At 37.6% G+C, this 26,039-nt stretch carries 32 protein-coding genes; 19 read left to right on the top strand and 13 right to left on the bottom strand.

All coding sequences use genetic code 11. From position 1 onward, the window contains the following. The first annotated feature begins 15 nt into the window (after window positions 1-15). Window positions 16-228: a hypothetical protein gene (locus ATHE_RS12585; protein WP_015908812.1), complete on the top strand. Its 213-nt coding sequence runs from the start codon at window positions 16-18 to the stop codon at window positions 226-228. Between the two features lie 30 nt (window positions 229-258). On the opposite strand, the gene ATHE_RS12580 is transcribed toward ATHE_RS12585, so the two are convergent. The 10 genes from ATHE_RS12580 to ATHE_RS12540 all read right to left on the bottom strand — a co-directional run bounded on the left by ATHE_RS12580 (window position 259) and on the right by ATHE_RS12540 (window position 4,926). Then, a complete protein-coding gene (locus ATHE_RS12580; RefSeq protein ID WP_015908811.1) occupies window positions 259-1,020 on the bottom strand; it encodes a radical SAM family protein in 762 nt (253 codons plus the stop codon). A 5-nt stretch (window positions 1,021-1,025) separates the two neighbouring features. After that, complete coding sequence (locus tag ATHE_RS14825) at window positions 1,026-1,169, bottom strand: hypothetical protein (RefSeq protein ID WP_015908810.1); 144 nt, start codon at window positions 1,167-1,169, stop codon at window positions 1,026-1,028. Beyond that, window positions 1,166-1,399, bottom strand: coding sequence for a hypothetical protein (locus ATHE_RS12575; RefSeq protein ID WP_015908809.1), 234 nt, complete (start codon window positions 1,397-1,399; stop codon window positions 1,166-1,168). The genes ATHE_RS14825 and ATHE_RS12575 overlap by 4 nt, the downstream gene beginning before the upstream one ends. Then, window positions 1,377-1,667: a hypothetical protein gene (locus ATHE_RS12570; protein ID WP_015908808.1), complete on the bottom strand. Its 291-nt coding sequence runs from the start codon at window positions 1,665-1,667 to the stop codon at window positions 1,377-1,379. Before ATHE_RS12570 ends, ATHE_RS12575 begins: the two co-directional genes overlap by 23 nt. A gap of 201 nt (window positions 1,668-1,868) precedes the next feature. Further along, window positions 1,869-2,192, bottom strand: coding sequence for a hypothetical protein (locus ATHE_RS12565; RefSeq protein WP_015908807.1), 324 nt, complete (start codon window positions 2,190-2,192; stop codon window positions 1,869-1,871). Further along, on the bottom strand, window positions 2,192-2,440 hold the full coding sequence (locus tag ATHE_RS12560; protein ID WP_015908806.1) for a hypothetical protein: 249 nt from the start codon (window positions 2,438-2,440) through the stop codon (window positions 2,192-2,194). The genes ATHE_RS12565 and ATHE_RS12560 overlap by 1 nt, the downstream gene beginning before the upstream one ends. After that, window positions 2,440-2,790: a hypothetical protein gene (locus tag ATHE_RS12555; protein WP_015908805.1), complete on the bottom strand. Its 351-nt coding sequence runs from the start codon at window positions 2,788-2,790 to the stop codon at window positions 2,440-2,442. Before ATHE_RS12555 ends, ATHE_RS12560 begins: the two co-directional genes overlap by 1 nt. Before the next feature lie 82 nt (window positions 2,791-2,872). After that, entirely contained in the window at window positions 2,873-3,658 is a 786-nt protein-coding gene (locus ATHE_RS12550) for an ATP-binding protein (protein ID WP_015908804.1), read from the bottom strand. Then, window positions 3,636-4,718, bottom strand: coding sequence for a hypothetical protein (locus ATHE_RS12545; protein ID WP_015908803.1), 1,083 nt, complete (start codon window positions 4,716-4,718; stop codon window positions 3,636-3,638). Before ATHE_RS12545 ends, ATHE_RS12550 begins: the two co-directional genes overlap by 23 nt. 4 nt (window positions 4,719-4,722) lie before the next feature. Then, window positions 4,723-4,926, bottom strand: a complete 204-nt coding sequence (locus ATHE_RS12540; RefSeq protein WP_015908802.1) for a helix-turn-helix domain-containing protein — start codon at window positions 4,924-4,926, stop codon at window positions 4,723-4,725. 145 nt (window positions 4,927-5,071) lie between these two features. On the opposite strand from ATHE_RS12540, the gene ATHE_RS12535 reads away from it, so the two are divergent. The 10 genes from ATHE_RS12535 to ATHE_RS12480 all read left to right on the top strand — a co-directional run bounded on the left by ATHE_RS12535 (window position 5,072) and on the right by ATHE_RS12480 (window position 15,025). Then, window positions 5,072-5,503 carry a helix-turn-helix domain-containing protein gene (locus ATHE_RS12535; RefSeq protein WP_015908801.1) on the top strand — a complete coding sequence of 144 codons (432 nt, stop codon included), beginning with the start codon at window positions 5,072-5,074 and terminating at the stop codon, window positions 5,501-5,503. Between the two features lie 121 nt (window positions 5,504-5,624). Continuing rightward, the gene (locus ATHE_RS12530; RefSeq protein WP_015908800.1) at window positions 5,625-5,891 is read left to right on the top strand and encodes an AbrB/MazE/SpoVT family DNA-binding domain-containing protein; all 267 of its coding nucleotides are present in this window, start codon (window positions 5,625-5,627) and stop codon (window positions 5,889-5,891) included. Continuing rightward, entirely contained in the window at window positions 5,891-6,301 is a 411-nt protein-coding gene (locus ATHE_RS12525; protein WP_015908799.1) for a PIN domain-containing protein, read from the top strand. The genes ATHE_RS12530 and ATHE_RS12525 overlap by 1 nt, the downstream gene beginning before the upstream one ends. 366 nt (window positions 6,302-6,667) lie before the next feature. Continuing rightward, window positions 6,668-7,072 carry an IS200/IS605 family transposase gene (gene tnpA / locus ATHE_RS12515; RefSeq protein WP_015908798.1) on the top strand — a complete coding sequence of 135 codons (405 nt, stop codon included), beginning with the start codon at window positions 6,668-6,670 and terminating at the stop codon, window positions 7,070-7,072. Between the two features lies 1 nt (window position 7,073). After that, on the top strand, window positions 7,074-8,240 hold the full coding sequence (gene tnpB, locus ATHE_RS12510) for an IS200/IS605 family element RNA-guided endonuclease TnpB (protein ID WP_015908797.1): 1,167 nt from the start codon (window positions 7,074-7,076) through the stop codon (window positions 8,238-8,240). A gap of 223 nt (window positions 8,241-8,463) precedes the next feature. After that, entirely contained in the window at window positions 8,464-11,109 is a 2,646-nt protein-coding gene (locus ATHE_RS12505) for an N-6 DNA methylase (RefSeq protein ID WP_015908796.1), read from the top strand. 376 nt (window positions 11,110-11,485) lie between these two features. Continuing rightward, entirely contained in the window at window positions 11,486-11,809 is a 324-nt protein-coding gene (locus tag ATHE_RS12500) for a hypothetical protein (RefSeq protein WP_015908795.1), read from the top strand. A gap of 94 nt (window positions 11,810-11,903) precedes the next feature. Further along, the gene (locus ATHE_RS12495; protein WP_015908794.1) at window positions 11,904-12,239 is read left to right on the top strand and encodes a hypothetical protein; all 336 of its coding nucleotides are present in this window, start codon (window positions 11,904-11,906) and stop codon (window positions 12,237-12,239) included. A gap of 863 nt (window positions 12,240-13,102) precedes the next feature. Beyond that, window positions 13,103-13,888 carry a phage antirepressor Ant gene (locus tag ATHE_RS12485; RefSeq protein ID WP_015908793.1) on the top strand — a complete coding sequence of 262 codons (786 nt, stop codon included), beginning with the start codon at window positions 13,103-13,105 and terminating at the stop codon, window positions 13,886-13,888. A gap of 207 nt (window positions 13,889-14,095) precedes the next feature. After that, the gene (locus tag ATHE_RS12480; protein ID WP_015908792.1) at window positions 14,096-15,025 is read left to right on the top strand and encodes an Rpn family recombination-promoting nuclease/putative transposase; all 930 of its coding nucleotides are present in this window, start codon (window positions 14,096-14,098) and stop codon (window positions 15,023-15,025) included. An 89-nt stretch (window positions 15,026-15,114) separates the two neighbouring features. Here the strand turns inward: ATHE_RS12480 and ATHE_RS12475 are convergent, their stop codons facing one another. After that, a complete protein-coding gene (locus ATHE_RS12475) occupies window positions 15,115-15,387 on the bottom strand; it encodes a hypothetical protein (protein WP_015908791.1) in 273 nt (90 codons plus the stop codon). Between the two features lie 249 nt (window positions 15,388-15,636). Between ATHE_RS12475 and ATHE_RS12465 the strand changes: the two genes are divergently transcribed. From ATHE_RS12465 to ATHE_RS12455, 3 genes are all read left to right on the top strand, one after another. Continuing rightward, window positions 15,637-17,052: an RRXRR domain-containing protein gene (locus ATHE_RS12465; RefSeq protein WP_015908790.1), complete on the top strand. Its 1,416-nt coding sequence runs from the start codon at window positions 15,637-15,639 to the stop codon at window positions 17,050-17,052. Next, complete coding sequence (locus ATHE_RS12460) at window positions 17,021-17,467, top strand: Abi family protein (protein WP_015908789.1); 447 nt, start codon at window positions 17,021-17,023, stop codon at window positions 17,465-17,467. The genes ATHE_RS12465 and ATHE_RS12460 overlap by 32 nt, the downstream gene beginning before the upstream one ends. A gap of 718 nt (window positions 17,468-18,185) precedes the next feature. Then, entirely contained in the window at window positions 18,186-19,133 is a 948-nt protein-coding gene (locus ATHE_RS12455) for an Rpn family recombination-promoting nuclease/putative transposase (RefSeq protein WP_015908788.1), read from the top strand. Between the two features lie 662 nt (window positions 19,134-19,795). Here ATHE_RS12455 and ATHE_RS12450 read toward each other — a convergent pair. Together ATHE_RS12450 and ATHE_RS12445 are read right to left on the bottom strand one after the other, a co-directional pair. Next, entirely contained in the window at window positions 19,796-20,296 is a 501-nt protein-coding gene (locus ATHE_RS12450; RefSeq protein WP_015908787.1) for a hypothetical protein, read from the bottom strand. A 2-nt stretch (window positions 20,297-20,298) separates the two neighbouring features. After that, window positions 20,299-21,000, bottom strand: a complete 702-nt coding sequence (locus tag ATHE_RS12445) for a DUF3800 domain-containing protein (protein ID WP_041727228.1) — start codon at window positions 20,998-21,000, stop codon at window positions 20,299-20,301. Between the two features lie 260 nt (window positions 21,001-21,260). Here ATHE_RS12445 and ATHE_RS15170 point away from each other — a divergent pair, with 260 nt between their 5' ends. The 5 genes from ATHE_RS15170 (at window position 21,261) to ATHE_RS12420 (ending at window position 26,035) form a co-directional block, all read left to right on the top strand. Beyond that, window positions 21,261-21,395, top strand: a complete 135-nt coding sequence (locus ATHE_RS15170) for a hypothetical protein (RefSeq protein ID WP_256861285.1) — start codon at window positions 21,261-21,263, stop codon at window positions 21,393-21,395. Between the two features lie 358 nt (window positions 21,396-21,753). Then, window positions 21,754-22,122 (top strand): helix-turn-helix domain-containing protein, encoded by a 369-nt coding sequence (locus ATHE_RS12440; protein ID WP_015908785.1) that lies wholly within the window; start codon window positions 21,754-21,756, stop codon window positions 22,120-22,122. Then, window positions 22,119-22,892 carry an ImmA/IrrE family metallo-endopeptidase gene (locus ATHE_RS12435; protein WP_015908784.1) on the top strand — a complete coding sequence of 258 codons (774 nt, stop codon included), beginning with the start codon at window positions 22,119-22,121 and terminating at the stop codon, window positions 22,890-22,892. Before ATHE_RS12440 ends, ATHE_RS12435 begins: the two co-directional genes overlap by 4 nt. Then, complete coding sequence (locus tag ATHE_RS12430; protein WP_015908783.1) at window positions 22,864-23,415, top strand: hypothetical protein; 552 nt, start codon at window positions 22,864-22,866, stop codon at window positions 23,413-23,415. Before ATHE_RS12435 ends, ATHE_RS12430 begins: the two co-directional genes overlap by 29 nt. A gap of 736 nt (window positions 23,416-24,151) precedes the next feature. After that, the gene (locus ATHE_RS12420) at window positions 24,152-26,035 is read left to right on the top strand and encodes a hypothetical protein (RefSeq protein WP_015908782.1); all 1,884 of its coding nucleotides are present in this window, start codon (window positions 24,152-24,154) and stop codon (window positions 26,033-26,035) included. The last annotated feature ends 4 nt before the right edge of the window (window positions 26,036-26,039 follow it).

Genomic DNA, 26,039 nt, shown 5'->3' with positions numbered 1-26,039 from the left:
AAGGCAGGTGGTAATATGTTTAAGTATGTCGAGTTGCCAAGCAGCGAGGGCGGTACACATAAATGGATCTTCCGACCAGAAGAAATATTCCAGATATACAAAGTAGCAAACAGTAACAAAATAGAAGTAGAGTTTAGAGACGGTACCGGTTTTACTTTTGACTTTTCGACTCCAGAAGCAGCAGACCAGGCTTTCCACGAAATTCAAAAAGCACTTCTCAACAGCTAAAAGGCAGGGTACAAAACCCTGCCTTTTCTTTTATCCTGAAATCCTGACTTCTTTCTTAATCACTACTTCTATCCCTTCCTTCTTCCCAAACTCAAGCACTTTAAAAGCCATCTCACGATAAAACCGGTCCGGGTCTGGATAGTTGAGTTTTCCATAATTCCACCGTCCAAACACTATCCTGTCGACAAAACTGACACTTTCAAGGAGCTCATCTATGTCCTGTGCTATGATATCTGGCGTGGGATAAGGCTCGATACTAACCCATGTTCTGATACCACATTTGTGCATTGCAAAAAGACTTTTAATCCTTTCGCTAACAGGTGCTGCGTTCGGTTCATACTTTCTTCTGAATTCCTCTGACAACGATACAAGTGTTACCCCAAAACTGTTCTCCGGATGATTCGAAACTTTCGCTACAACCAATGTATATACGCCTTTGGTTAATGTCCGCACAGGAATACCAAAAGAGTTGATGAGTGCAATCACATCGCAGGAGAGTTTTATAACTTCTGGCTGATTGTACATAAAAGGATCTGTTGCAAAACACATGTTGATGTACTTGGCTTTTCCCCTGAGTTTTGGCAACTCCTTCTCCAAGAGTTCAATCGTGTTGTCTACCAGTTTTGGTTTTATCCAATCATCATAGCTAATGTTTCTAAAGCGCCTGTTCATCAAAAATGCATAGCAGGGATATTTGCAACCGTGAGCACAGCCAAGGACATGGTTCAGGGCATAGTCGCCGTATTCAACACCGGTTCTGTACAGCAGTTGTTTCCTGATAACTCCTTCCATTTTTATCATCTCCCAGAACCATAGCTTTCAGTTCTTCGCATTCTCCTTTTCAGAAGACATGCTGCTAAAAACTTTTTCTTAATCATCCTTTTTGAGTATTCCTGTTTTCTTTCCTTTGCTGCAGTATACGGCAAACAAAAATCTTTCATTCTTCCCTCACCTCCCCCTGCTTTGTTTCCTGACAACTCTCTCCATTTATTTCGCCTTCTACTTTCTTGATATCAATTCTTACCAGATTTGTATCACCTTCCACTTTATAGGCAAGAATTTTAATCCCCTTAACTTCCTTGTATACCTTATCTGCATAATCGTCTGCAACAATTGAGTACAACTGTCCAATAATTCTAAGAACATCATCATTCAACTTTTTGATAAACATCTTTATTCTCCTCCTTTTCCATCTCAAATTCAATCTCAACCTTTTTAACTTTGAGTCCCAGCTCATCATTGACCTGACGCAGTTCTCTGGCTAACTTTACAATCAGGTCTAATAAAGCAACGTCAAAATGCCGTACTTTGCAGTTGCTGCAAACATCAACCTTCACATTTTTCATCCAGATAGGTACATTGTAAAAACCAAATCCAACTGTTGTACTTTCCTTTCTCAACTCACCAGCACAGTGACAGCAAAACCTTGTTTCGCTCATATCAACATCCCCCAGTAGTTATTAATCACCTATTATGTGATAAGATGGGACAACGGTCATTAACAACCCTGCAACTTCCCGGGTATCCCTGCAGACAATGTATGCGTGATTTTGTTCAATGTCATGGTATAAAACGCAACCCAAAAACTGTAGTTGTGAATTCCAATATCGAATCAAAATTCATCTTTTCCAACTCTTTTCTCAAGTGGTAAAAATATCACCACTCAGAATCTTCAAAATTAACCTTGTACCATCATGAAAACCATTCCTGTAGCTATTGAGTTCCGCAAGATTAACAAGGTATATGTGCCTATCCAACAGCTGATTGATAAGTTCACGCATCCTTTCACCAGCTTCAACAGTTGAAGTCAAAGGATCAATGTTTTCCTTTATCTCCCTGATAAGACTCTCAAACTCTTCTTTTGTCCTGCACCATTCCTGATTGTTCTCAAGTTCCTCTCTGTGCTCAATAACTGCATCATAAATCAGGTTTTCCACAAGCTCTTCTATTATTTGTTTCGGCATTACTCATCACACTCCTCATCTCTCAAATCTTCATCGTCATCAACGTTCTGCATGTATTCTTCTCTGTCAATCACAGTGATGTATTCTTTTTTAATGCGCATGACATTTGCCAGCAGCACACGCAGAGCTTCTACCTTTTCGGGTGTGTCAACAGACTGGTTAATTTTTGAATACACCGGCACATAATTACCGTTCTCATCAACACCCCATTTTGCCTGCTCGCTTACCTTGAAATAAACGTATGGCATTATTCACCACGCTCCTTTACAAGAATTTCTTCAATTTTAGCAATTAATTTTTCAATCTCACAAAGTTTTAAATCCACAATAAAAGCCATCGTATCTGCATAGTTTGCTGCTTCTTTCAGACCTTTTCTTAGCAATTTAGATGCTTCCTTCTTGAGTGTGTCTTTCAAATTGCGCTGTTCCACAGAAACACCATACAAAATATCTCTGATCAGTTTTAGTTCCTGTGTTTCCAGGACTATGCCGTAAAGATACTCTGCTGTTTCACACAGATTCTTGATTATGTCCCTGTCACATTCAACATTAAACTCCATTTCCTTATAACTCCTTACATCTTCAAGTTTTAAAATCATAAAGACCACTCTCCAAATCACAAAACAAATTTTCAAAAAGATTTTCAAAAAGTTCTTCTACTGTTTGCCTTGACATTGTCTATCACTCTCCCAGAAGTTTATTCACAACTTGAGCCTTTTGATAAGCAGATTTGAGCCTTCTGGATGTGCCTCCAATCTCTACAGGACAGCACATCTCTATAAGTCTGTCAAAAATGCGAATTCCAAGCTTTTCTTTCAGTTCTTCAAGACCATAGTTTGTGGTTACAATCAGCGGCTTTTCATCACGATAACGCATATCCACAAGCATGTACAACTTTTCCACAGCCCAGCCAGTAGAACTCTCAGCACCTAAGTCATCTAAAACTATCAAATCAGCGTTTTTAAAATTGTTCAAAACTTCAATCTCCATCTCACCGGTTGATAGTGAATATAGCTGTTTGAGCTTTGCAAGAAAACCTATCGTGGATACTGCAATAACAGGGTAGAACCTTTCAATGAGATGGTTTGCAATACAAAACGCAAGAAATGTCTTTCCCGTTCCCGGTGGTCCATAAAACAAAAGCCCAACGTTTTGCTTTTTCATCTCTTCAAACTGCTGGCAGTAGTTTCTGGCAAGACGATAAAACCGCTCATTTTCAGAGTCTATCTTGAAATTTTCAAAAGTACACGACTCAAACTTTTTGTCCATGAGCGAAAAATTTCTCAATCTCTCAAGCCTCAGAGCTTTTTCTCTTGCTTCCTGAAGCTGCTGTTGCCTTCTGTATTCCTGCTTCTGGCATTCACATGCACACGGAAGTTTTCTCACTACCCCGAATATCTCAACTTCAGTCCAGAGCTTGCTGCCACATACAGGACATACTTCTTCACGCTGTACTGCTTGGTCCAAGTCGAATAACGGGGAGTGATGCATACGGGTCGACATCAGGATCTGGCTGTTTCCCAAGCCTGATTGGTTTGATGATTGAGTACGGGTCATCTGGTGGAAGCTCACCATATTTTCTGTTATCTTTCTTACGCTTTCCATCCGCCTCACTCTCCTTTTTCTTATCGTTGCTGTTTTTCAAAACATTGATTAAATACCCTTTAGGTTTCTCAACTTTTTTGTTTTTAAGTGCCCATTCAAGCCTGTCCAAAGCCCACAAAACTTCAGCATAGCCATAATCATTGTAGAGTTTCCCAATCAATGGGAAATGCTTGTTGTCATGCTTGCCAATAATCTGCTCAAATTGCCTGACAAGCTCAACTATTAACTGCCTGTCAGTAACTTCTGGGAATGATTCATTATCACCTTTACCAGTAGTTTCCTGTTCCTTTAAGCCCGCTTCTGTGTTAACGTTAGTTAACTTATTATCTTTTAAAATCTCTAAATTATCTTGATTATCATTTAGAGTGTTAGTATTATTGTTGTTGATATCAAAGATGTAAATATCTTTGATATTTACATCTTTGTCGTTTTGCGGGCTTTGGTTTTGTGGCTTTGGGGCAAGTTGCTCTGAAGCCTGTTTTTCTGCTTTTTCTGAGTTTTTGTTAGATAATTCCATGTAATTTTTCACTGCAAAATTCCCCTGTAAACTTACACTGGAATTTTCCACTGTATTTTTCCACTGTAAATTTCCACTGGAAATATCCAGTGAATCTTTTGGCTGTGATTCATTTAAATGGCAGTTAATAAATGAATTAAGCCTGTATCGAGTAGGTTCACCTTTTCTACCAATAACAAAATCTATTAATCCTGCTTCTTTCAGCTTATTTCGCATTTCTAACAATGTTTTCTCAGAAATCTGGACAGTGTGAATTAATTCCCGGTTACTTATCGAAAACCAACCATCGCTGCTGGCGTGTTGACTTAAAATCAATAGCTTATACCACAACAGTTGTGCTAGCGGTGGAAGGGCATGAGTTTTGAGCCACTCTTCAAATAATTCTATTTCTCTTTGAATGTCCATTTGTTCACTTCCTTTCATAAACCAGTTGACAGATATCTATTTCTAATACTTCAGCAATTCTTTTGATGACTTTAATTGACGGGTTCGTTTTTATTCCTGCTTCAAGCTCACTAATGTATGATTGTGATACACCTGTTAGTTTTGCTAATTCTTTCTGTGAAAAACCTTTTAACTTCCTTAGTTCTTTGATTTTTTTTCCAGGTATCATCTACTTCACCTCTACTAAGTAATTGTATCACTAAAGCGAAATTATTGCAATAGAAAAATTTTTATTGTCTGCGAAATAGATTAATTAACGTAACACGAATGTGGTAACCTAAATGTAGCTGAAACAAAAAGGAGGTAAGTCTCCAGTGAACATTGGAAAAAAAATAGCTGAATTAAGAGAGAAATATGGACTGACAAGATACAAACTGTCAGAACTTTCCGGTGTATCTCAATCTGCTTTGTCGGAAATCGAGCGAGGAATAAAACAGCCAACTATTACAACTTTAGAGAATATCTGTAAGGCACTCAATATAACCCTTGCTGACTTTTTTGCTGAAAAAGAACCTGAAATTCCACCTGAAGTCAAAAGCCTGATTAACACAGTAGTAAGATTAAGTCCGACACAAATAAGGTTACTGGATAGCTTTTTAAAAACTTTTCAGCCCAGTAAAGTTATATTTCTTGATGATTTGCCACCAGAAGCTGTTGAATTGTTCTCCATTGTAAAGACTCTCGACAGCGATAAAATTAAAATATTGCTCAATATCGCTAAGACATTTGTCCGGCAGGAGAACTGAAATTCTTTTTCCTGTAGTTATTAATTTTTTCAGTATTCACTGAATAATGTATCTACTCATTGAAATTTTAAACTTCATGGATTATAATAAACTCAGAACAATTGGCAGAGGGGTGTTTTAGATGATACAGGCAACGTCGAAGATTACAGGAAGGGGTCAAGTACAATTACCAGCTGAAATAAGGAAAGTTATTGGAGGAGAAATAGGGGATAGTGTACTTTTCACTGTGCAGGATGACGGCAAAGTTGTAATTGAAGTAATAAAGAAGAGAAAACTATCAGAACTTGGTGGGTCTTTGAAATCATCAGTTGCGTTCACAGATTTGGAACATGAAGCTAACGCAACAAAAGAAATATGGGTGAACAAAAGAGTAAAGGGGACACAATAATGAAAAAGGTTTGGATTGATGCAAATGTTATTTTGCGATTTCTTTTGCAAGACCACCAGGAGTTTTTTCAAAAGGCTCAAAAGATTACGCTTGAGGCAGAACAGGGAAAGTTAAAACTGCTTGTTGCTCCAATCACAATTGCAGAGGTTGTGTGGACTTTAGAGTCGTTTTATAAGATACCAAGGAAGGAGATAGCTGATATTCTGAGTGCTTTCATATGCTCTGATGGTATTGAAGCAGAAGAAGGGGATGTTGTTCTTTTTGCACTCAAAAGCTACAAAGAAAGCAACGTTGATTTCATTGATGCGTATCTTTCTCATCACATAACAAAGTCAGGAAACAACAAGATATTCACTTTTGATAAGAAACATTTCTCGAGACTTGATGTAGAAATCTTAAGTATGGATTAAGAATACTGAACCAACCCCAGAAGCCTTAAATAAGCTTGCTGACTTCTTTGGAGTAACCATAGATTATCTACTGTGCAGGACTGATGTGCGCTCTACAGAAAAGCAAGATACAAAAGGCAAATTGCAGACTCCAGTAGATGCAAACAAAGAACCTGCCACCGATGATATAAAAGAGTTGCTACTGCTGGCTCAAAATCTGCAGGTGGATGATTTGAAACTGTTGAAGAATCTGCACCTGCACTCTCGTGTCTTTAGACATGAGTAATGGTGTTATCATTATGTTATCAATAAAGTAAATAAAAAGTCAAAAATATTTCAATCTTCCCTTTGCATATGATATAATATATGCAAGGGGAGATGATAAAAGTGGCACAAGTTCATCACGGAAGAGGATACATTTATTCACTGCAGTATCATGTGGTCTGGTGTGTGAAATACAGACACAAAGTTCTGCAGGGAGAAATAGATACAAAATTAAAAGAAATACTTTTTGAGATAGCAAAAGAACAGGGTTTCGAAATAATAGCAATGGAAACAAATCAGGACCATGTCCATCTTTTAATAGATTGTTCACCCCAGCATTATATACCTGATTTAATAAAAGCTCTGAAAGGTGTTAGTGCCAGAAGATTATTTCAAGCTTTTCCTGAGCTTAAAACAAAACTTTGGGGTGGGCACTTATGGAATCCGTCATATTTTGTGGCAACTGTGAGCGAAAACACTGAAGAACAAATCAAGGAGTATATCAACTCTCAGAAGGAGAAGAGTTAACATGGTTGTTACATACAAATACAGGATATACCCAAACAAGGAACAGCAAATACAGCTTGCAAAGACGTTCGGGTGTGTGAGATTCGTATGGAACTTTTTTCTTGCATGGAGAGAAAAAAGATACAGAGAAGAAGGTCTTTCAACTACTGAATCAGAATGTCGAAAACATCTGAACAATGTTCTGAAGAAACAATTTCCATGGCTCAGGGAAGTGGATAAGTTTGCTCTTGAGAATGCTTTGATAAACCTTGACAACACATACAAAAAATTTTTCAAAAAGCAAACCAAACATCCAAAATTCAAAAGAAAGAAATCACATCACTTTTCATACACAACAAACTTCACAAATAACAATATTCAGGTGGACTTTGGAAAATTAGCTACTGATATTAATCTTAATCGCTGCTGGGGCAGGATAAAATTGCCGAAACTTGGCTGGGTAAAAGCAAGAATCCACAGAACTTTTAATGGTAAAATCAAAACAGCAACTGTAAAGCTATTGCCAAGTGGGAAGTACTATGTATCAATAACAGTAGAGCAAGACAAAATAGACAATCCGAAGATAAAGGAAACACCTGCAAACTTTGCAACTGCTCTGGATCTTGGAGTCAAAGACTTCTTTGTGGACAGCAATAGCAGACACGTTGAAAATCCCAAGATTCTTACGAAGTACGAAAGGAGAATAAAAAAAGTACAGAGAGAACTTTCAAGGAAAAAGCCAGGTAGCAAAAATTTTGAGAAAACAAGAAGAAAACTTGCAAAACTGTATGAAAAGGTGACAAATATCAGGATGGACTTTTTACACAAATGGTCTTCACGGGTTATTTGCGAAAACCAAGCGATAATCTGTGAAGACTTAAAAGTAAAAAACCTTGTGAGGAATCATCATCTGGCAAAAAGTATTATGGATGTATCATGGTCAAAGTTTGTAGAGATGCTGGAATACAAATCTAAATGGTATAACAGGATATTTCTGAAGATACCATCAAGTTTTCCATCATCCCAGATTTGCAGTAGGTGTGGATATAGGAATGAAGAGCTAAAGGACTTAAAAATAAGGACATGGCAATGTCCATGTTGTGGGCAGAAACATGACAGGGATGAGAACGCAGCCAGAAACATTCTGAAACAGGGATTACTCCAGTTAGGAATGGTAGTAAGTGTATAGGCGATGTAGTAGGGTTGGGACGACCCGAGCCGATAAAAGGCAATGCCTGTGGAGACCTGGACCTCTACTGCCGGGGTATTCCCCAGCAGCAAGTCCGGTCGATGAAGCAGGAAGCCTGCGACTTCAGTCGTGGGTAGTTCACGCAAATAGCGAAAAGACTGAGTAAGTAAACCAAAATAAAATTAGAGAAACATAGTAGTATTTTTATGAGGGGAGGAATAAGATGAGTGAAGAATTAAAACAAATTATTCCATTTCCACTTGGAAGATACCAATACTATAAATTAGGGCAAACCACTTTGAGGCAACTAAAAAAAGAAAAGATTATAAAAAAGGTAAACAGGAAAATAGAGGATAAAAAGCCTGACGGAATAATTGTTCTTCCGGGGGGTATTGTTAAAGCTGTTATTGAATACAAAGCTCCGGGTGAACTATCAACAGAGAGTAAGATAAAAGAAGCTATAGAGCAAGAAATAGAAGTTGCTCGGTGTTTATGTAAATTGCTGATTGTTAGTGACGGAACAAAGAGTTATTGGATTAATGCTTTGAATGGAGAAAGGATTAAGAGAAAAAGGGAAATAGAAATAAATGGACGAAAAGAGGAAGTAGAAGAGGAAATTAGTTATGTGTTCGATGCTCAAAAGATTATAGCAGGTACCTTAACCCAGGAAGAAATAATTGAACTTGAAAATTTATTAGATGAGATTGATTATTCTATCACTGAAACAAACAATGTATTAAAGACTCCTAGCATTATTGACCCCACCCCTCTTGCCAAAGAAGTTTGGCAAAAGATATGGATAAATACCGGCAAAGAACCTGAGAAATGTCTTTATAATGTGGTGGAAATCTTTGTATTTAAGTTCCTTAGCGATATAGGAGTTTTGACAGGGGACAACGGATTTGACAAAGTCTATCAGAAAAAAGTAGAAGAATCGCCTAAAGAAGCCCTTAAGTATTATGCCACTGTATGCAGGAAGGCTATTAAGGAAATGTTCCCTCCTGGGGAAGATGGTACTACAATAATTAACGGTACTATCTTTGTAAACGAAGAGGGTGAAGCAAACTTGCAGCAAGCAGAATTGTTTGGGCAAGTATTGGAAAGTTTTAAAAAGTTTGAAGATGAATATGGTTCACTAAAGTATGTAAGTAAAGAGTTTAAAACACGATTATATGAAACATTTTTAAGGCAAAGTGCGGGTATTAAAAGTTTAGGGCAATATTTTACTCCACGAAATGTTGTACGGGCAATGGTAAAAATGTCTAAAGCAAATATGCTACCGCCAGGAACCAGCATATGTGACCCATTTTGCGGAGTAGGAGGCTTTATACTGGAAACAATATTAATTAACGAAAATATATGGAGAGAATTTGAACCTAAGAATGGCAAAATAGACCCTCAAATAACACTTGTAGGTTATGATAAGGGGACTGATGAGAAAGAGGATGAGAGGACTATTATACTAGCAAAAGCAAATATGCTCATTTATCTTTCTGATTTCTTAGCCAAATACCATTCTAAAACTTACCTTGAGGAGTTTGCCAAAAATGCATTCAACAAAGTTTTTAAATTGTTAAGGACAAACTTAGGAACCTTTGGGTTAAGGGAAGAAGAAAAATATGATCTAATACTCACTAATCCACCTTATGTTACAAGTGGTGTGAGTAGTATAAAAGAGATTATTAAACGAGAAAACATGGATGATTATTACACTGCTAATGGCAGAGGAACAGAAGCCCTTGCAATAGAGTGGATAATCAAAAGTCTCAAAAAAGGTGGGCAGGCTTTAGTTATTGTACCTGATGGTTTATTAATGCAGAAAAACATGTTAGACTACATAAAGAAGAAATGTATAGTAGAAGGAATAATCTCACTTCCGCCTAGGACTTTTTATGCAACCCCCAAAAAAACGTATATTTTAATTTTAGAAAAGAAATATGATGAAAACAAAATCCAACAGAAACCTGTATTTTTATATTTGGTAAGCGAGATAGGCGAAACCAGGGACTCAAAAAGATTTAAAATAGACCAAAATGATTTAGAAGAAGCAGTTAAATTGTTCAACTATTTTAAAGTTAACTTAGAACCACCAGATAACTTGAGATGCAAAGTGATGAATTTTGAAGAATTTGATAAACTAACACACTGGATGGTAGATAAGTTTTGGACAGAAGATGAAAAACAAAAATTAGGAATAATTGAAGAAAAAGAAGAAATATCTGCAGAAGACTTTTACAATATACTAAAAAACATGAGAGATTATTTAGATACACAATTAAGAGATGATTTTTTCTTTAGAAAGGATTTTAAAGAAAAAGCACTTAATATTAATTATGCAGTTATAAGTTTAGATAAGTTATTTGATTTTCCGGCTATAAAGGGAGTTACAGAAAAATTTATATTAAACAATCCAGGTAACATACCAGTATATGGAGGTAAAAAAACAGAAACTCCCATTGGTTATATTAAAGATAATCTTCCAGGAGTTAAATATTTTGAAAATTGTTTAGCATGGAACAGAGAAGGTTCTGTTGGTTATGTATTTTGGCACAAACACAAATTTACCACGAATGATCACCATAGACCAATGATCTTAAAAGAAAAATATAAGGATGTTATAAATCTTGAATATGTGAGAATTGTACTTGAAAAAAAGTTACTTAGCTTAGGATTATCGTGGAGCAAAACAGCAGCTAAAGAGAAAGTAAAAAAAATAGAAATTGAAATTCCTGTAAAAGAAAATGGAGAATTTGATATTGAAAAACAGAACGAAATAGTTGAGAAGCATAATAAAATCGAGAATCTAAAGAAAGATATATTAAGAATGTTAAAAGAAATAGAGAATATAGAAATTGAACCAAATTACTAGCCATGGGTTAATAATAGCAAGTAAAAATGAATTAATAGATGGCAAGGTTCAAAGCCCTGCCTTTTGGTTTGCAAGATACGCTTGCAGTTGGTTTCTTGATGTTGTATAATAACCTTGCAATTGTTAGCACCAGTAGCATTAAAATGCGTCTACAAAAATGTAAAAATAAATGTTAGCAAATGTAAGTTTGCCCTGGTTGGATAAGCAGCTGGGGCTTTTGTGTTTTTCAACAGAAAAATTTCTGGGTAGTTTTTAAAAAAGCGTGGTATAAATAATAATAGCAAGCAACGTCTCCACTCCCCCTGTTGCGTTGCAAACTCCCCCTACCGCATTGGCAGTTCACCAAACAAAGTTTGCGGTCAGGGGGAGTTTGGAGATGTTATATCACCCGGACGAAATTATTATTGATGGTGTAGAGTGCTATTTAGATTGGTCAAAGCACTCCACAAAAAGAGAAGTAGAACGGCTATTTACGGTAGAAGATGTAACAGCGACTCTGGCGCTTGCTACAGAACTTTCAGATTTCAAAAGCGGAACAAGGTGCTGGGTCAGGAACCATACCAGAGGCAAGTCAGTGCTTGTCAGGGTTGTAGCAGGCGGACAGTGGATTAGTTTAGAAATAATCACACTACTGGACAAAGTAGCAAAACCCAAGAAAGGCACCGAGGTAATAGACGTCTGGGAAGATGAGGAAAAGTAAATAGGCAAAAGGGCAGGATTGGTGGTAGAGAAAGCAAGCATACCCTGCCCTTTTGCTTTCTCTACGAAAAAAAAATGAAAAGGAGAGATGATAGATGAATAAAGAACCCAGAATCACGTTTTCAAAAGATTTTGACCCTGAAAAATATAAAGATATTGAAGACATGCCCACTCAAGAAGAAATTCGTCAATTCGTGCTTGAATGCCTTCAAGAATATGAAATAGCTATAAACGACCATGAAGCATTTGTCGGCGACGGCAAGACAGCAATAGTCAAAAGAATCTCTGAAGATGAATATGTAGTAACATTTTACTTCCCATGCGATGCTGTAATTGACGTATACGAAGAAAGAGAAAAGAACTCGAACTACAAATCAGTGCGAGAGATAGTCATGGAAAACCGAAGAAAAATGCAAGAACAGCAACAATAACCATAAAGCCCTGAGGATTACTCAGGGCTTTAGTTCAATAAGAAAGGTCCCGGTGGGTTTGTCCCTGCCGGGGCTTTTATCATTGAACTTCAAATAATTGCCTTCCAGAAGATGTTATAACGGTCTTCATAAAGTCCGTTATAAAACTTCAAAACAACTCCGTTATAAAAAATTATAACGACGTTATAAACTGCCAACTTGAGTAGCAAACCGAAATGCAAACATATTGGACAGATGTTCGCTATCGAATTGTCCCACCTTGATGGAAATGTTCCTCGACTGTGTTTCCACGAAAAAGTTGAATTCAAAGCCCGGAGCAGACACAGGACAAACCCCAGAACCCCTGTGGTATCTGCATTTTGCCACAGCAGGCGAACCTGAAAAGAGCTTTTGAGCTGGGAAAAAGACTCTACAGCTACAAATACCGCATAGAAACACTTTGGAAACGCTTTCAGATAAGAAAGTGAGCAGGCGACAATTTACAGCACGCTTGGGGCTTGCTTGAAAGCTCTTTTGGAGTTCTGGTAGTATCTCAAAAGTCTTGGAAATACTGAACTCGCAGGACTACCCTGAGCCTGAAAAGGGCTTTTGCTGTGGCTACTGGGGTCAAAACAGGCAAAAAGGCAGGGAAAAGGTCTGTAAACGATTACAAAGGAGTATGGCAGTGTTTTTGGAGAAGGTCAACAAAAAAGCCAGTCCAAAAGCCCAAACACAGCTTGCCCAGTAGTTTAAAATCCAGGAAAATACGCACATTTGCAGGGGTTCTAAAAACCTGCTTTTTTTATGTCGAATTTTTGAAAATCGTGGTATAACCATATAACAGAAAAGTTATTTGCAAAAACAGGAGAAAGGAGAGAAGAGCCATGCAGGAAAATCAGCTGTCTATTTTCGAAAACCATGAGTTTGGAAAATTGAGAGTTATTGTCAAGGACGATGGCACTGTTCTTTTCAATCTTCATGATGTCGGCTGGAGTTTGGGGTATACAGTAAAAAATGATAGAGGGCAATTGTTTTTAAGAAAGAACAAATTGATTGATATTATTCAAAGTCTTGAAATTCCTGTGGTTTCACTAAGTGACACCAAGGTTGAACTTACTACTGCACTCGATTTTGAACAATTATACATTACTGAAGATGGATTGTATGACCTGATATTGGAAAGTCGTGCATCCGGGGCAAGGAAATTTAGAAAATGGGTAACACAAGAAGTGTTACCTTCAATAAGAAAGACTGGTGTATACGCAAAAGACCCAAAGCATCTATTGGCTCTGGCAGTCTTAGAAGCTAACAAGATTATACAGGAGCAGGAACAAAAAATCAAGGAACTTGAACCAAAAGCAGAATACTATGACAAACTGGTAGACAGAAACCTGCTTACAAATTTCAGGGACACAGCCAAAGAACTAAATATCCCAGAAAGAAAACTAATCAACCTTCTGCTCCAGAAGAAAATTCTCTACAGAGACGCAAAAGGAAATCTCAGACCCTATGCGGAATACAAGGAATACTTTGAGCTCAAAGAGTGGACAAAAAACGGTACTGCCGGTGTCCAGACACTCGTTAACCCAAAAGGCAGAGAATTCTTAATGCGACTTTTGAACAGAGAAGGGAAAATTATAGAGCTTGAGTTCGGAAAAGCAATCCGCTGAAATATGTATTGCAAAACCTGTAAATTGAGTGTATAATAAAGCAATGTAGGAAAACTACGGGAAGAATGTGTCTACAGAAATGTAAAAATAGAAAGTACCACAGCTTTTTGCTGTGGTTTTTGTTTTTTGTGTGGTATAATAGAAGTGAAAGGAACTAAAACTCTCCTCCCCCTGCTGGAAGTTTGCTAAAAGAGGGGGAGTTTGCTGATGCGTGATAGTTTGCCACCACAGGAGCATGATTCAACTTTTAAGTTTTTGTTTGAAAATGCAAAAGATATCCTTTTCCTTGTCAGGGACGTAATAGGCTACAGCTGGGCAAAAGATATTCAAGAAGACTCAATAGAACTTGCGAACAAAGAATTTGTAGATGAAGACTTTCTGCAAAGAAGAGCAGACGTCATAGCAAAAGCAAAACTAAAAGACAGGGAAGTATACTTCTACATTATCATCGAAAATCAATCGAGAGTCGATGGGAATATGCCAAAAAGACTTTTGGAGTACATGATTTTGCTATGGGCAAAGAAAATCAGAGAAGGTGTAAAGAAACTTCCGGCGATAATTCCAATAGTAACATACAACGGTCTTGATAAGGACTGGGATATACCACAGGAAATAATCAGCGAATTTGATATTTTCAAAGACGATATTTTCAGGTACGCTCTTGTAAACATTTCAAAATTAGATGCAAAGGCTCTGTTGCAAGAGGAAGAGGATGTCTTGAGCCCGGTAGTGTTCTACTTAGAACAAGTGCGAGATGATACAGAAAAGTTAATTGAGAGGCTAAAAGAGCTTGTACCAAAACTGCAAAACTTCAGTCAAACCAATATGGAGAGGTTTTTAACATGGGCGGGAAATGTAATACGTCCGAGGTTTCCAAAAGAGGAAAGGGAGAAGTATGATAAGCTTGACCAGGAGCTAAAGCAGGGGGGAGTGGCGAAAATGGGTGAGTTTGTATCTAATGTTGCAAAACTACTGGATGAAGCACAGATGAAAAAGTACAACGAAGGCGTTATTAAAACAAGAATAGAAATAGCAAGGAACATGATAAAAGAAGGGGCAGAGGACATCTTTATAGCAAAGGTGACAGGACTTACAATTGAAGAAGTGAGAAAACTCAGAGACGAAACTCTATCATAAAAAGTTCAGGTTCAAAAACTTTAGCCACAGGTAGTTTTTTGGCACAAAACACCTGTGGCTTTTGTTTTTCAGGAAGGAGTTTCTCCTGCTTAAGGATCTGCGCACCGCAGAATTTCGCCTGTTGTCAGAAGATTCAGGAGTTTTGCACCATCGAAAAGCCCAAACTTGTAAGCATTTAGCTCAGCCATACTGTTCATGTAGAAAATTTTATCCATAAGTTCGTCCAGAAGACTGTGCTGATGTGGCGGTACAAGCTGTTTCAAAGTTTTCATGATTTGCTGTATTTCTTCCTGGAGTTTTTGCCACTGTCCATTCTCTTCAAGGTCGGCATGGTGCTCATACACTCCATCGTCAACTACCACCCCCCTGAAGAGGCGGTGGCTTGCTGGCAAGGGTGGACTGCCGGTGAGTCTGCCTGCTGGCAGGTAGTTGAACGTGGGTGATGCTGTAGCAGAACCTGACGTTCCGGGACGACACTCCCAGTTCCGGGAGACAGCGGTGCAATCCCGCAGCCTTACACAGGGTGCTACAGCACGCCTCAGGGAGACCTACCACCTTCCTTTTGGAAGGTGCCCAGATCATAGGGCTCCTGAACAAGGAGGGAAAGAATATTGGTAATCTTCACCGTTGACAAACATGGAAGACCAGGACACCCAACAAGAAGATTTGATATGGTAAGAAAACTGGTAAAGCAGGGTAGAGCAAAAATCATCGGTGGTGGAGCTTCTGGCAAACCACCGGTTGTGATGTTCCTCGACAGGGAGTTTGACTACTCCAAAACGATAGAAAGACGTCTCTTTGTAGTACTTGACCCGGGATACCACCACATAGGCTTTGCAGTATGCGAACTTCGCTGGGGCGTATTGATTGTCTACTGTATAGGGGTTTTAGAAACAAGAATCCCTGAAATTAAGGACTTGATGACTAAAAGAAGGGGATACAGACGAAACCGCAGGTACCACTCAAGGTGCAGAAAAAAACGAATGTCCAAAAGACATAGTAGGGTCCTGACAAAATTCAAAGCACCAAGAAATGTAAGGACAAAGGATAGAACAAATGCAACACTTAGACATGGCATAGAAACCCACCTCAACCTTTACAAAAAACTCTTAAAGTTCTTTCCATTCCCAGCAGAGCAGGTTGTGTTCGTTATGGAAGACAACATCTTTGATGTCAGAACAATGACATGGGGTAAAACATATGGTACAGGGTATCAAAAATCACCCAGAGTTCCAGCAGAGAAGAAGTGTATTATCTGCGGTACAGAAGACAATCTGCAGAAGCACCATTTGATACAGCGTAAATGTGGTGGTACAGACGTTCAGGAAAACCTGGTGTACCTGTGCAGGGACTGTCATGAAGATGTCCATGCTGGAAGAGTGTATATACCGGTGGAAGGTGTCAGGCAGTGGCGTGCACTGGGTACGATGAATGCGATAATAGGTCAACTGCGTGAAATACCATGGCTGAAGTTCGTACCTGCATCTGACGCGGCACAGATGAGAAAAAAACTGGGTCTTAAGAAAGGACATGCAAACGACGCTCTGGCAACAGCAGCGGTCTTTTGCAGCTGTACAGAAGCTGACAGAACACACATGATTGAGCTAACCCTGGTAAAGTTCAGAAGACACAACAGGGCAAGAATACATGCTGTAAGAGACAGACTGTACAAGGTTGATGGTAAGATTGTGGCGAAGAACAGACGTAAGAGGACAGACCAGAAAGAACCGTCCTTTGCAGATATATCACCATTGCCACCGGAAATTCAAAGAAAACTCAAGGTATATCCCGGTACAAAGATTCTTAACCCGCTGCGAAAAGAAACACCGACCATAGCGGGTGATGTATGGATTCACGAACCAACAGGCAAGAGGTTTGTAACAACAGGTGTGGTATCCCAGAAGTATTTGTATTCGCCACAGCTAAAAAAGATAGTGGGAAAAATGTACGTTCAACCAGAAGAATGCAGGCAGGTACTCCATAACGAAGGAATGGTTGTTATGTACAACAGTCTATACCACAGTTAAGAACCCACTTGTTGCCAACAGCGCATTCATCTCCATCTTAAAGAAGATGGAGTCTTCTGCGCTAGTTTGTGATAAAATATCAAAAGAGTGGACTGGTTTCCCATCAGAATACTTAAAAAGCTGGCTCAAAAGTTTAGTACTTGTGAGAAATTTATGTGCTCATTACAGGAGATTATATAGAAGAACTTTTGCATTTCCACCAAAACTAAGCAAAAAGCAAAGGATGTATGTCGAAAACAATAACTCATTGTTTGCAATTTGTTTTGTTATGAGATATATGCTTGAATCATCAAGTTGGAATAATTTCGTAATAAATCTGGAAGCACTTTTTGAAGAATATAAAGGAAAGAAAGTAGATATTTCTCTTATTGGCTTTCCAATCAACTGGCTTCAGATTCTTCGTTCACCAGTATAAATACACAAAAAAGTAGTTGACAAAGTACAAAGAAGCAGACTAAATAACCATTACAATTTCAAATTAGGATGGTATAATATATTCAGAATCAAATACCAAAAATGTATCTTTTAGGTGTTTATACAGAGTGTCAAATTTTTTAAAAGCCAAAAAAGACCAAGTTTAACGCCAACAAATGTTCGCTATTTATAACAAACTCAAGGCAATTCAAACTTTTTCAAAACCATGGCCAGCGGCGGGGTAGCTCGAAAGCCCAAAGTGGACTTTGGTACATGACTCAAAGCAAGAATACAACTGGGTTTGCGGGAAGTAGTCAAACCCGATAAGGGCTTTTGAGCCGGGGTTTGGGTGGTAGAGCAAGCAATAAAATGGGAAAGAGAGATTGTAAACGATTGCATAAGGACAAGGTGGGTAAAAAATCATATCAGTTGCAAATTCAGCCATCTCAAAAGCCCAAACAGGACTTTCGCCAGTAGTCAAAACTCTTGAAAAACCTGCATTCAAATTGTGTTGAAAAAACTGAAACTCGGATGTATAATAAAAACAGTTGAGGAAACCATATTCAAAACCTGTCTACAAAAATGTAAAAATAGAAACTGCCGCAGCAAAAGCTGTGGTTTTTGTTTTTAGTAGCATAACTGATTGGTTTTGTGGTATAATCTAAATATAAGGCAATATGCCCCCTGGAAGTTTGCCGTAAAAAGGGGGTTTGCAGATTGTGAAGTTATCAAGAAGTTATGATGTGGGATTCAAAAAGCTCTTTTCAGACAAGATAAATGTTTGCTGGTTTATAACTGAAATAATACCGGAACCAAGACTCAAAAACTATACACAATCGGATATTGAGATTGTTGCAACAGAGTCTATAAACGCTCAGTGGAAAGCACGACGCTCTGACATGGTGTACAGACTCCCCTATTCGTCATCGTGGATATACTTGCTGGTGGAGTTTCAAAGCAGGCCAAATAAACAAATGCATTGCAGAATCTATGAGTACGTATTTCTTATTCAAAGGAAGTATCAGATAGACAAAAGACTTCCTGTGGTTGTGCCAGTAGTTTTGTATAATGGGGTAGAGAAATGGCAACCTGTAACGCAATTTGCTGATAACGTTGAATATGCAGAAGATTTTCCTGAGTATGTCCAGAGATTGAATTATATTTTTATCGACGTAAGAGATATACCGGAGGATAAACTGCTAAATGGCAACAACGTGCTTGCTGCTGCCCTTTATATAGACCAGGTTGCAACAAACCCGGACAGTGTTGTAGAAAGACTTCTGGAACTGGGCAAAAACATCAGAATTCCGGACGAGCAAAGAGAAGAGCTGGCAGAATGGCTTTATCATGCAGTACTGAAAAGTTATAAGATACCCCGGGAAGAAATAAACGAGTTGTTTGCAAAATCAAAAATTTTGGGGGTGGAAGAGATGTTTCAAAGTACTGCGATGAAAATTAAAAAAGGACTTGCAGAAGAAAAGAAAAAAATAAGACTGGAAAGCAAAATTGAAGGAAAGATTGAAGGTAAGATTGAAGGAAGAATGGAAGCACAACTTGAGATAGCAAGGAATCTGATACTTGAAGGAGCAGAAGACAGTTTTATAGCTAAAGTGACAGGACTTGATATTGAAAAAATAAAAGAGCTTAGAAATCAGCAACAGAAATAATAGATTTCAAGGCAGGGTTTAAACCCTGCCTTTTGTTTTCAGGAACAGGGGAAAGTGTAGCTAACAGGTGTTCGTTATTAGATAGTGATAAAATCCAATTGCGAAGGATCTCTCAATTGTGTCTGCAAAAAGCTGAGTCCAAAGCTCAAACCGGGCACAGGAGTGCGGCAAAAACACAGATATACTCTGGGGTTGCATGCACCAGCCCAACCCGGAAAGAGCTTTTGAGCCCACCAGTAGTACCAGAACAGGCAACAGGGTGGAGAAGGTGATTGTAAACGATTACATAGAGATGCGACAAGAGAAAGTCATATCAGTTGCAAAACAGCTGATTCAAAAGCCCAAACAGGGCTTGTGCCAGTAGCTAAAACCCTTGAAAATCCTGGTTTCAGACTATGTTGCAAAATCTGAAAATTGAGTGTATAATAAAAACAAGTAAGAAAACTGTATTCAGAATGTGTCTACAGAAATGTAAAGATGAAAATAAAAAAAATGAATTTTGTTTTAAAGGACATTGACCTTTAGAAAAAATGAGAGTAAAATAGTAAATGGGATATGTTTAAAAAAATTACGAAAGGGAAATATAAAAATTACAGGCATGCCTGGTGATGAGAGGTATGATAGCTCATCTGCCGGGGGCAGAAGGAGCGGAGAAGTCGTCCTCAAAAGTGAGGGCGACTTCGGTTTTTATGAGTATATGAATTGGCTTTTTTCTGAAGTTCGCGGCGTTTGTTTTCATACTTTACGCAGTATGCAGTAACCAAAAAATAATGATTTTTTCTATCATCCAGGACAATAACATAATCTACCCGGGTACACCACATTATTACCCTGTTTTTCTTCTCTCTAAAACAACGTAAATATGGACAGTGAGAGCTTGTACAGTTATCAATTATATGCTTTATCCATTTTATTCTTTTACAACGTTCATCATCATAAATTCTTTTCCCTTTATATTCTTCAGTAACCAAGTGTTCAAAAGTTGTTTCCCTTAAATTATAACTTAAACTTTTAGCTGTTTTTATAGGCTTTCCGTTATAATAAGTTGTCTGATTCGAAAAATCATCGAGATATAACTGATGAAGGTAATTCAAATATTCCTCTAAAGTCTTGAAATTGTTCTCAATTAAAGCAGGCAGATTTTGACAATCTTTTTTTTTCAAAATTAATCCCTCCTGGGTGTCCAAACAAAAATGTTGAATTTTTCTGCCTTACGTGGTGTAGAATAGTTAAGAGAAGTTTTTGAAACACTAATGAGATAGTTTGTAATTTCAACTTTTGCTATACTGGTATTTAATTCACGATTAAAATATGAAATAGCACCAATAAACAAATCAGTTAGCTGCAACAACTCAATTTCATGAGATTCAACAATTTGTATCTTACGGACTGTTTCACCTGCAAAGTCCAGTAAACTTCTATTTAATATGTCCCGCAGTAAACTTACTTTTTTGACACCCTGTGTATCTTTTTTATCCAGATAAATTGCATAATGTCCACCAAGCCTAACAATCTCCCTCAGAAGGTAAAAATACATTTTATAATACCAGTCATCATAGTCTTGATTATATTTTGAGTGGTCCAAATATTTTTTCCCCTTTACTACAACTGCCCGAAAATTTAAATAATCAACCGAAAAAAATAAATCTATGAGTTCTTTGTAGAGAGATATTTTATTCCTACTGATTTTTGTCCACTTTATTTCGCTGAAAGGGTTTAGACCATGTTTTGTTTTTATGTTTCTAATTTCCTTATTGACTAATTTTACCTGTTGTAAAGGACATGAAATAGCACCAATTACCATTGTGTCTATATGATCTTTGGGCAAATGACAACTTTCATCGCAGTAGACATTTATAATTTCCATTGGCAAAAGTATTTCCCCCTTCATTCAAAAGTTTTCCTACTTCTAATTATATCATAGTAATGCTATAAAAAAGCCATGATAGTCACTGATAGGTAATATTTTCAAAAATCTTAGCTTTAAATTGTATTGCAAAAACTGCAAAGAAGGTGTATAATAAAACCAGTTAGCGAAACTGCACTTAAAACCTGTCTACAAAAATGTAAAAAATAAAAATCAAACCGCAGATTTTCTGCGGTTTTTGTTTTTTCGGGGTGTTCAAAATGCCAAAAAGACCATCAAGGTTTTGTATTCGGGAAGTACTTCAAACTCTAAAACTGCTCCTGCCAGAAGTTATCCTATTCCTCTTAATGCTTGCAATGCTTGTAATTCGAATTCTTGTTGCTTTGCTGTATTGAGTTCTTGCAAAACAGGCATAAACCTGCTACAATATACTTAAAAGAATTGCCAGAAGTGTAGCTTTTAGGTGTTTATATAAAGTGTCAAATTTTTTGTTGTTGCAATTTCAAACTATAGTGGTATAATATATTCAGAATCAATTGCCACAAATGCATCTTTTAGGTGTTTATACTGAGTGTCAAACTTTTTAGATGAGTAAAACGAAGGTAAGTAAAATCAAAAGGAAGTTAGCCACGGCAAAAGGTCACAATTAAAACCTTGCTGTGGTTTTTTGTTTTTCAAAAGACCTTGCTTTTTTGTTAACAATGTGATATCTTTAGTTTTAGAGTTAACTCATTTGTTAATGAGGTGGTTTGTTTGAAAAATGCAGAGCTTTACAAAAAGATAGGGCAAAAACTGCAGGAGGCAAGGAAAAAAGCTGGACTTACTCAGGAACAGGTAGCAGATTATCTTGGTGTTAATAAGGTTCAGCTCTCATACTACGAAAACGGCGCAAGAGAAATCAGTATTGAAACTTTGCAACAGCTTGCCGATTTATATGGTTATACTCTTAATTATTTTCTCGATGACGAAAAGTCTACTGACCCAGCAGTAAGTTTTTCATTCCGTGGAGAGGAACTGGAGAAAGAAGATTTAGAGGTTATAGCACTGGCAAATCGATTTTTAATCAACCTTGAACAGATGAAGATGATGCTGGCAAGTAAAAAGGAAGGGATGAAAAAGTGAACTTGAAAAAAGAGATGGAACTTTTAGCTCTTCAAACACGAGGAAGCTTGGGTATAGGAATGTTTGACAAGATAAATATATTTGACTTTTTAAGCAATGTAGAAGGTATATCATTGATGATAGTCGAAATGAGCGATAAAATTTCAGGAATGGTTTTGAGGCGTAACGATGAGAGTTTAATTGTTATAAACTCAAAAAAAACTCTGGGACATCAGCATTTTACTGCTACACATGAGTACTACCACCTCAAGTTTGACAAAAACATCTCCCACCGTATTTGTCCTATTAAAAAATTTGAAGACGAATATGAAGAAGAGTACAAAGCTAATCAATTTGCAGTAAATTTTCTCTTACCAGAGCAGGCAGTAGAATTTGTCCTATCCCGAAGAGTTAAGGATAGAAAGATTGAACTTGATGATGTAATATTTTTAGAACAGTATTTTGAAGTTAGCCATCAGTTAATGTTAATAAGACTCAAAGAGCTTGGATATATCAATAAAGGCCAGTATGAAGAGTTTAAAACAGATGTTATCAAAAGAGCTTATGAACTGGGTTATTCCACAGAGATATATAAACCAACAAATGATAAAGGGATTAAGGTATATTCAAAATATCTTGAACTTGCAACAAGATTGTACGAACAGGGAAGAATTTCTACTGGAAAGTATGAGGAGCTTTTAATTGAAGGTGGCTATGCTGACATCGTATTTAACGTACCAGAAGAGATAGAAGGTGTAGCAGATGAACTTGAAGATGCCGGTATTTTTTGATACTGATTGTCTTTGTTCTTTTTCGTGGGTCAATAGATTAGATATCATTGTCGAACTTTTTGGAAACAATGTTTGTATTCCTTCTATGGTTTTTAAGGAAATTGAAAGGCTTAGATATACGAAAAGTATTTTTGTTTATCAGAACATCAAGAGAAAAATAGAAACAGGAGAGTTTAAACTTGTAAAATTAGATCCTCTTGATACTTTGTACTCTGAATTTTTGGAACTTGTAGACCCGGCTAAAGAAAAGCCGGTCGGAAATGGAGAGGCAGCAGCAATTGTCCTTGCTAAACAATACAATGGTACTCTTGCAAGTAACAATCTTAAAGATGTGCTTCCGCATATTCAGCCAGACCAACCACCGCTGATAACCACAGAAACCATTCTATACCTTGCATATCAGAGAAAACTCATAAGCTTTCAAGAAGGACAGCAAATATTAGATGAGATGAAACTGAGAAAAAGGAAACTCTCAACTTATAGCTTTTTTGAGCTTCTTGACAAGTACAAAGAAGTAGAATAAATAACTGTTGCAATTTCAAACTACAGTGGTATAATATATTCAGAATCAATTGCCACAAATGCATCTTTTAGGTGTTTATACTGAGTGTCAAACTTTTTAGATGAGTAAAACGAAGGTAAGTAAAATCAAAAGGAAGTTAGCCACGGCAAAAGTTAGGAAGTAAATTGCCGTGGTTTTTTGTTTTTTAGCAGACAAAATTTCTGTGCAGTAAATTTCAAAACCATGGTATAACTATAATTAGAAGCAGAGATATAAAAGCAAAGGGAAGGTGAAACTTATGCCCAGGGAGTTAGTTTTTGCAGGTGTAGTCGGTATAATTTCCTGCATACTTATTCTTATGTTGCTGCCATTAAAAGAACAACCTCTTTATGGTTTCCTCATCATTGTTCTATGTATTGTTGTAGCAATATGTCTTGATATACAAAGTCGTGTTTTTCGTGAACCTCTGCAAGGTAACAAGAATAGAAAAAAGGAGAGTGATTAACCATGAAAAAACTTTTGAGCTTTGCAATCATCCTAAGCCTGCTTTTGAGCTTTGCCTTCCCAGTAGCACAGGCAATCAAAAACTTCAAGCAGCCAATCTTCCCTTGAAATTTGCAGTTTTTTAGGGTATTATTAACAATAAATTGGGAGACTAAAAAAGACTCTACTGCTTTTTCTTTTACAAGCTTTGTGGGAAAATAAAAAAGCGTGGTATAACTATTAATGAGAGTTAAAAGAAAGGAGAGGATTTACCATGAAAAACACATTTAAAAAGTTAACAGTACTTTTGTTTTCAGTTGCATTGATATTTATGACAGCGTGTGGTAATAGCCCGGCACAAAGGACTTCACAACCAAAATCTACAGCACAGCCAAAGCAAACTGTATTGGCTAAGCTTGCACAGACAGCACCTGCAATCACAACAGCAAAAGGTTTTACAGAAGCTCTTCTGTCAAGAGCAAGGATTGAACCTGCAACATTTGAACAAGCAAAGACTCTTGGGATTGTCCCAAAAGAGGTTGAACCAGACAGCGTACTTACAAGAGCTCAAGCATCATACATCATGTGGAACGCTATGAAGAAGATTGATTATCTCAAGGTCAAGAACATACCAGTTTCAACAGCAGTGTATGACCTGTGGGAGAGTTACCTTTCAGGAAAAGACGTTGTGCTCAATCCCGGTTACTGCACCATGGCAGCATACCAGTTTTTCGATTTTCTGCGATACGAAATTTACTATGCTAATGGCGAAAAAGACATAAAATTTGTGTACAACCCAATACTTTTGAATGGCAAATGTGCAATGGACAACTACGATACTGTCAGACAGCTCATACAAACATTCAAGAAAAAGTATCCGCAAAAACTTAAAATTGCAATACCAGAAAGACCAAACATCAAAGTTGTCAAAAACGCCAAAAGAGTATTGAGATACAAAATAAACAAAGACGGTTCAAAAGTGCCATATGAAGTTGCACAGGGAGATTTATACTATATACTCTTCGAACGCAACAAAGTTCCTAACTACTACTGCTACATTTTGGAAAACGGCGAAAAAATACAGTACAAGCCGGTCGTACTCTTTTACACAGGTTACAAACCTCAAAGAGACTTGAAATTAAAAGACTACACAGACACAAACGACAAATACATTTTAAACTTCATCATGCCAAAGATAGACCTGCGTTACAACAAATACATCTACGACTGGCTCAAGAGCCTTCCCAGAAGATACAAATACTACGACTACAGAAGATTTGAAGCTCAAGGATATATTGAGGATATAAAGAGCATACCACAGCTTTACAAAGAACCAGTTCTCAGAATGTTTGACCTTGGGATATATATCTGGGATAAGTCTCCTTTCTACTATCAGAAGGTGAGAGCAAAACCGGGAAAAACTTTGACTGAACAGGAAGCAAATGAGCTTTTGAACAGGCTTTTTGACAAGAGCAAAAGAGATGTGTTTGACGAGTTCAGCAATCGAGCAGCACTTTACATGACACCAGCAGGAGATGTTATATGCGGACTTAATAACCTTGGCAAGGTGGACAATATCAGAATGGACCCGTGGGACTTTCAAAGTGTCCTGAGCGAACTTGACGGTGCTATCTTTGACACACAAACTGTAACTTTGAGACTTCTGCCCGGTATAGCTAATGAGTTCAAATGTCGTGTCAAGGAAGACCCATTTATCAAAGATGGTGTTGTTCCGCTGCTTTCGATGGCATTCGCAAGTAGACTTGGACTGAGACTCAACGACTCATACTTTTTTGGGCTTTACTTTACACTCTTTGGTACACCCGGAATACAAGGCAAAACAGGTTTGCCCAGTATTTCATGCTTGCCATGCGACTATCTAGTTACTCCCAAGTCAGTTGAATCTCAGTATTATCCTTGCCCAGAGGCTTTTAAAGATGTAGCTAGAAAAACTCATAGGTATTACCGTATAGAGAATACAAAAGCGCTCGTTCCAGGAAAACCGGGTGTTGTAATACAGATTGGGGATTCTTATGACTATATATACGCATATAAATGGGTCGATGAGATACTTTTTGATTATAGAACATACTACGAAAAGCCGGAGATACCGGGTGCGAAATTCATTGTTTTAAAACCAGACCCAAAATACAAGTAATGGG

The sequence above is a fragment of the Caldicellulosiruptor bescii DSM 6725 genome, from assembly GCF_000022325.1.
GTDB classification, from domain to species: Bacteria; Bacillota; Thermoanaerobacteria; order Caldicellulosiruptorales; family Caldicellulosiruptoraceae; genus Caldicellulosiruptor; species Caldicellulosiruptor bescii.
The sequence above is the reverse complement of the archived record's forward strand: the minus strand, read 5'-3'. Positions and strand labels throughout refer to the sequence as shown.

Coding starts and splice junctions, on each gene's coding strand:
- ATHE_RS12585 (WP_015908812.1), top strand. CDS start 16: ATGTTTAAGTATGTCGAGTTGCCAAGCAGCGAGGGCGGTACACATAAA.
- ATHE_RS12580 (WP_015908811.1), bottom strand. CDS start 1,020: ATGGAAGGAGTTATCAGGAAACAACTGCTGTACAGAACCGGTGTTGAA.
- ATHE_RS14825 (WP_015908810.1), bottom strand. CDS start 1,169: ATGAAAGATTTTTGTTTGCCGTATACTGCAGCAAAGGAAAGAAAACAG.
- ATHE_RS12575 (WP_015908809.1), bottom strand. CDS start 1,399: ATGTTTATCAAAAAGTTGAATGATGATGTTCTTAGAATTATTGGACAG.
- ATHE_RS12570 (WP_015908808.1), bottom strand. CDS start 1,667: ATGAGCGAAACAAGGTTTTGCTGTCACTGTGCTGGTGAGTTGAGAAAG.
- ATHE_RS12565 (WP_015908807.1), bottom strand. CDS start 2,192: ATGCCGAAACAAATAATAGAAGAGCTTGTGGAAAACCTGATTTATGAT.
- ATHE_RS12560 (WP_015908806.1), bottom strand. CDS start 2,440: ATGCCATACGTTTATTTCAAGGTAAGCGAGCAGGCAAAATGGGGTGTT.
- ATHE_RS12555 (WP_015908805.1), bottom strand. CDS start 2,790: ATGATTTTAAAACTTGAAGATGTAAGGAGTTATAAGGAAATGGAGTTT.
- ATHE_RS12545 (WP_015908803.1), bottom strand. CDS start 4,718: ATGGACATTCAAAGAGAAATAGAATTATTTGAAGAGTGGCTCAAAACT.
- ATHE_RS12540 (WP_015908802.1), bottom strand. CDS start 4,926: ATGATACCTGGAAAAAAAATCAAAGAACTAAGGAAGTTAAAAGGTTTT.
- ATHE_RS12530 (WP_015908800.1), top strand. CDS start 5,625: ATGATACAGGCAACGTCGAAGATTACAGGAAGGGGTCAAGTACAATTA.
- ATHE_RS12525 (WP_015908799.1), top strand. CDS start 5,891: ATGAAAAAGGTTTGGATTGATGCAAATGTTATTTTGCGATTTCTTTTG.
- tnpB (WP_015908797.1), top strand. CDS start 7,074: ATGGTTGTTACATACAAATACAGGATATACCCAAACAAGGAACAGCAA.
- ATHE_RS12505 (WP_015908796.1), top strand. CDS start 8,464: ATGAGTGAAGAATTAAAACAAATTATTCCATTTCCACTTGGAAGATAC.
- ATHE_RS12500 (WP_015908795.1), top strand. CDS start 11,486: ATGTTATATCACCCGGACGAAATTATTATTGATGGTGTAGAGTGCTAT.
- ATHE_RS12495 (WP_015908794.1), top strand. CDS start 11,904: ATGAATAAAGAACCCAGAATCACGTTTTCAAAAGATTTTGACCCTGAA.
- ATHE_RS12485 (WP_015908793.1), top strand. CDS start 13,103: ATGCAGGAAAATCAGCTGTCTATTTTCGAAAACCATGAGTTTGGAAAA.
- ATHE_RS12480 (WP_015908792.1), top strand. CDS start 14,096: ATGCGTGATAGTTTGCCACCACAGGAGCATGATTCAACTTTTAAGTTT.
- ATHE_RS12445 (WP_041727228.1), bottom strand. CDS start 21,000: ATGGAAATTATAAATGTCTACTGCGATGAAAGTTGTCATTTGCCCAAA.
- ATHE_RS15170 (WP_256861285.1), top strand. CDS start 21,261: ATGCCAAAAAGACCATCAAGGTTTTGTATTCGGGAAGTACTTCAAACT.
- ATHE_RS12430 (WP_015908783.1), top strand. CDS start 22,864: ATGAACTTGAAGATGCCGGTATTTTTTGATACTGATTGTCTTTGTTCT.
- ATHE_RS12420 (WP_015908782.1), top strand. CDS start 24,152: ATGAAAAACACATTTAAAAAGTTAACAGTACTTTTGTTTTCAGTTGCA.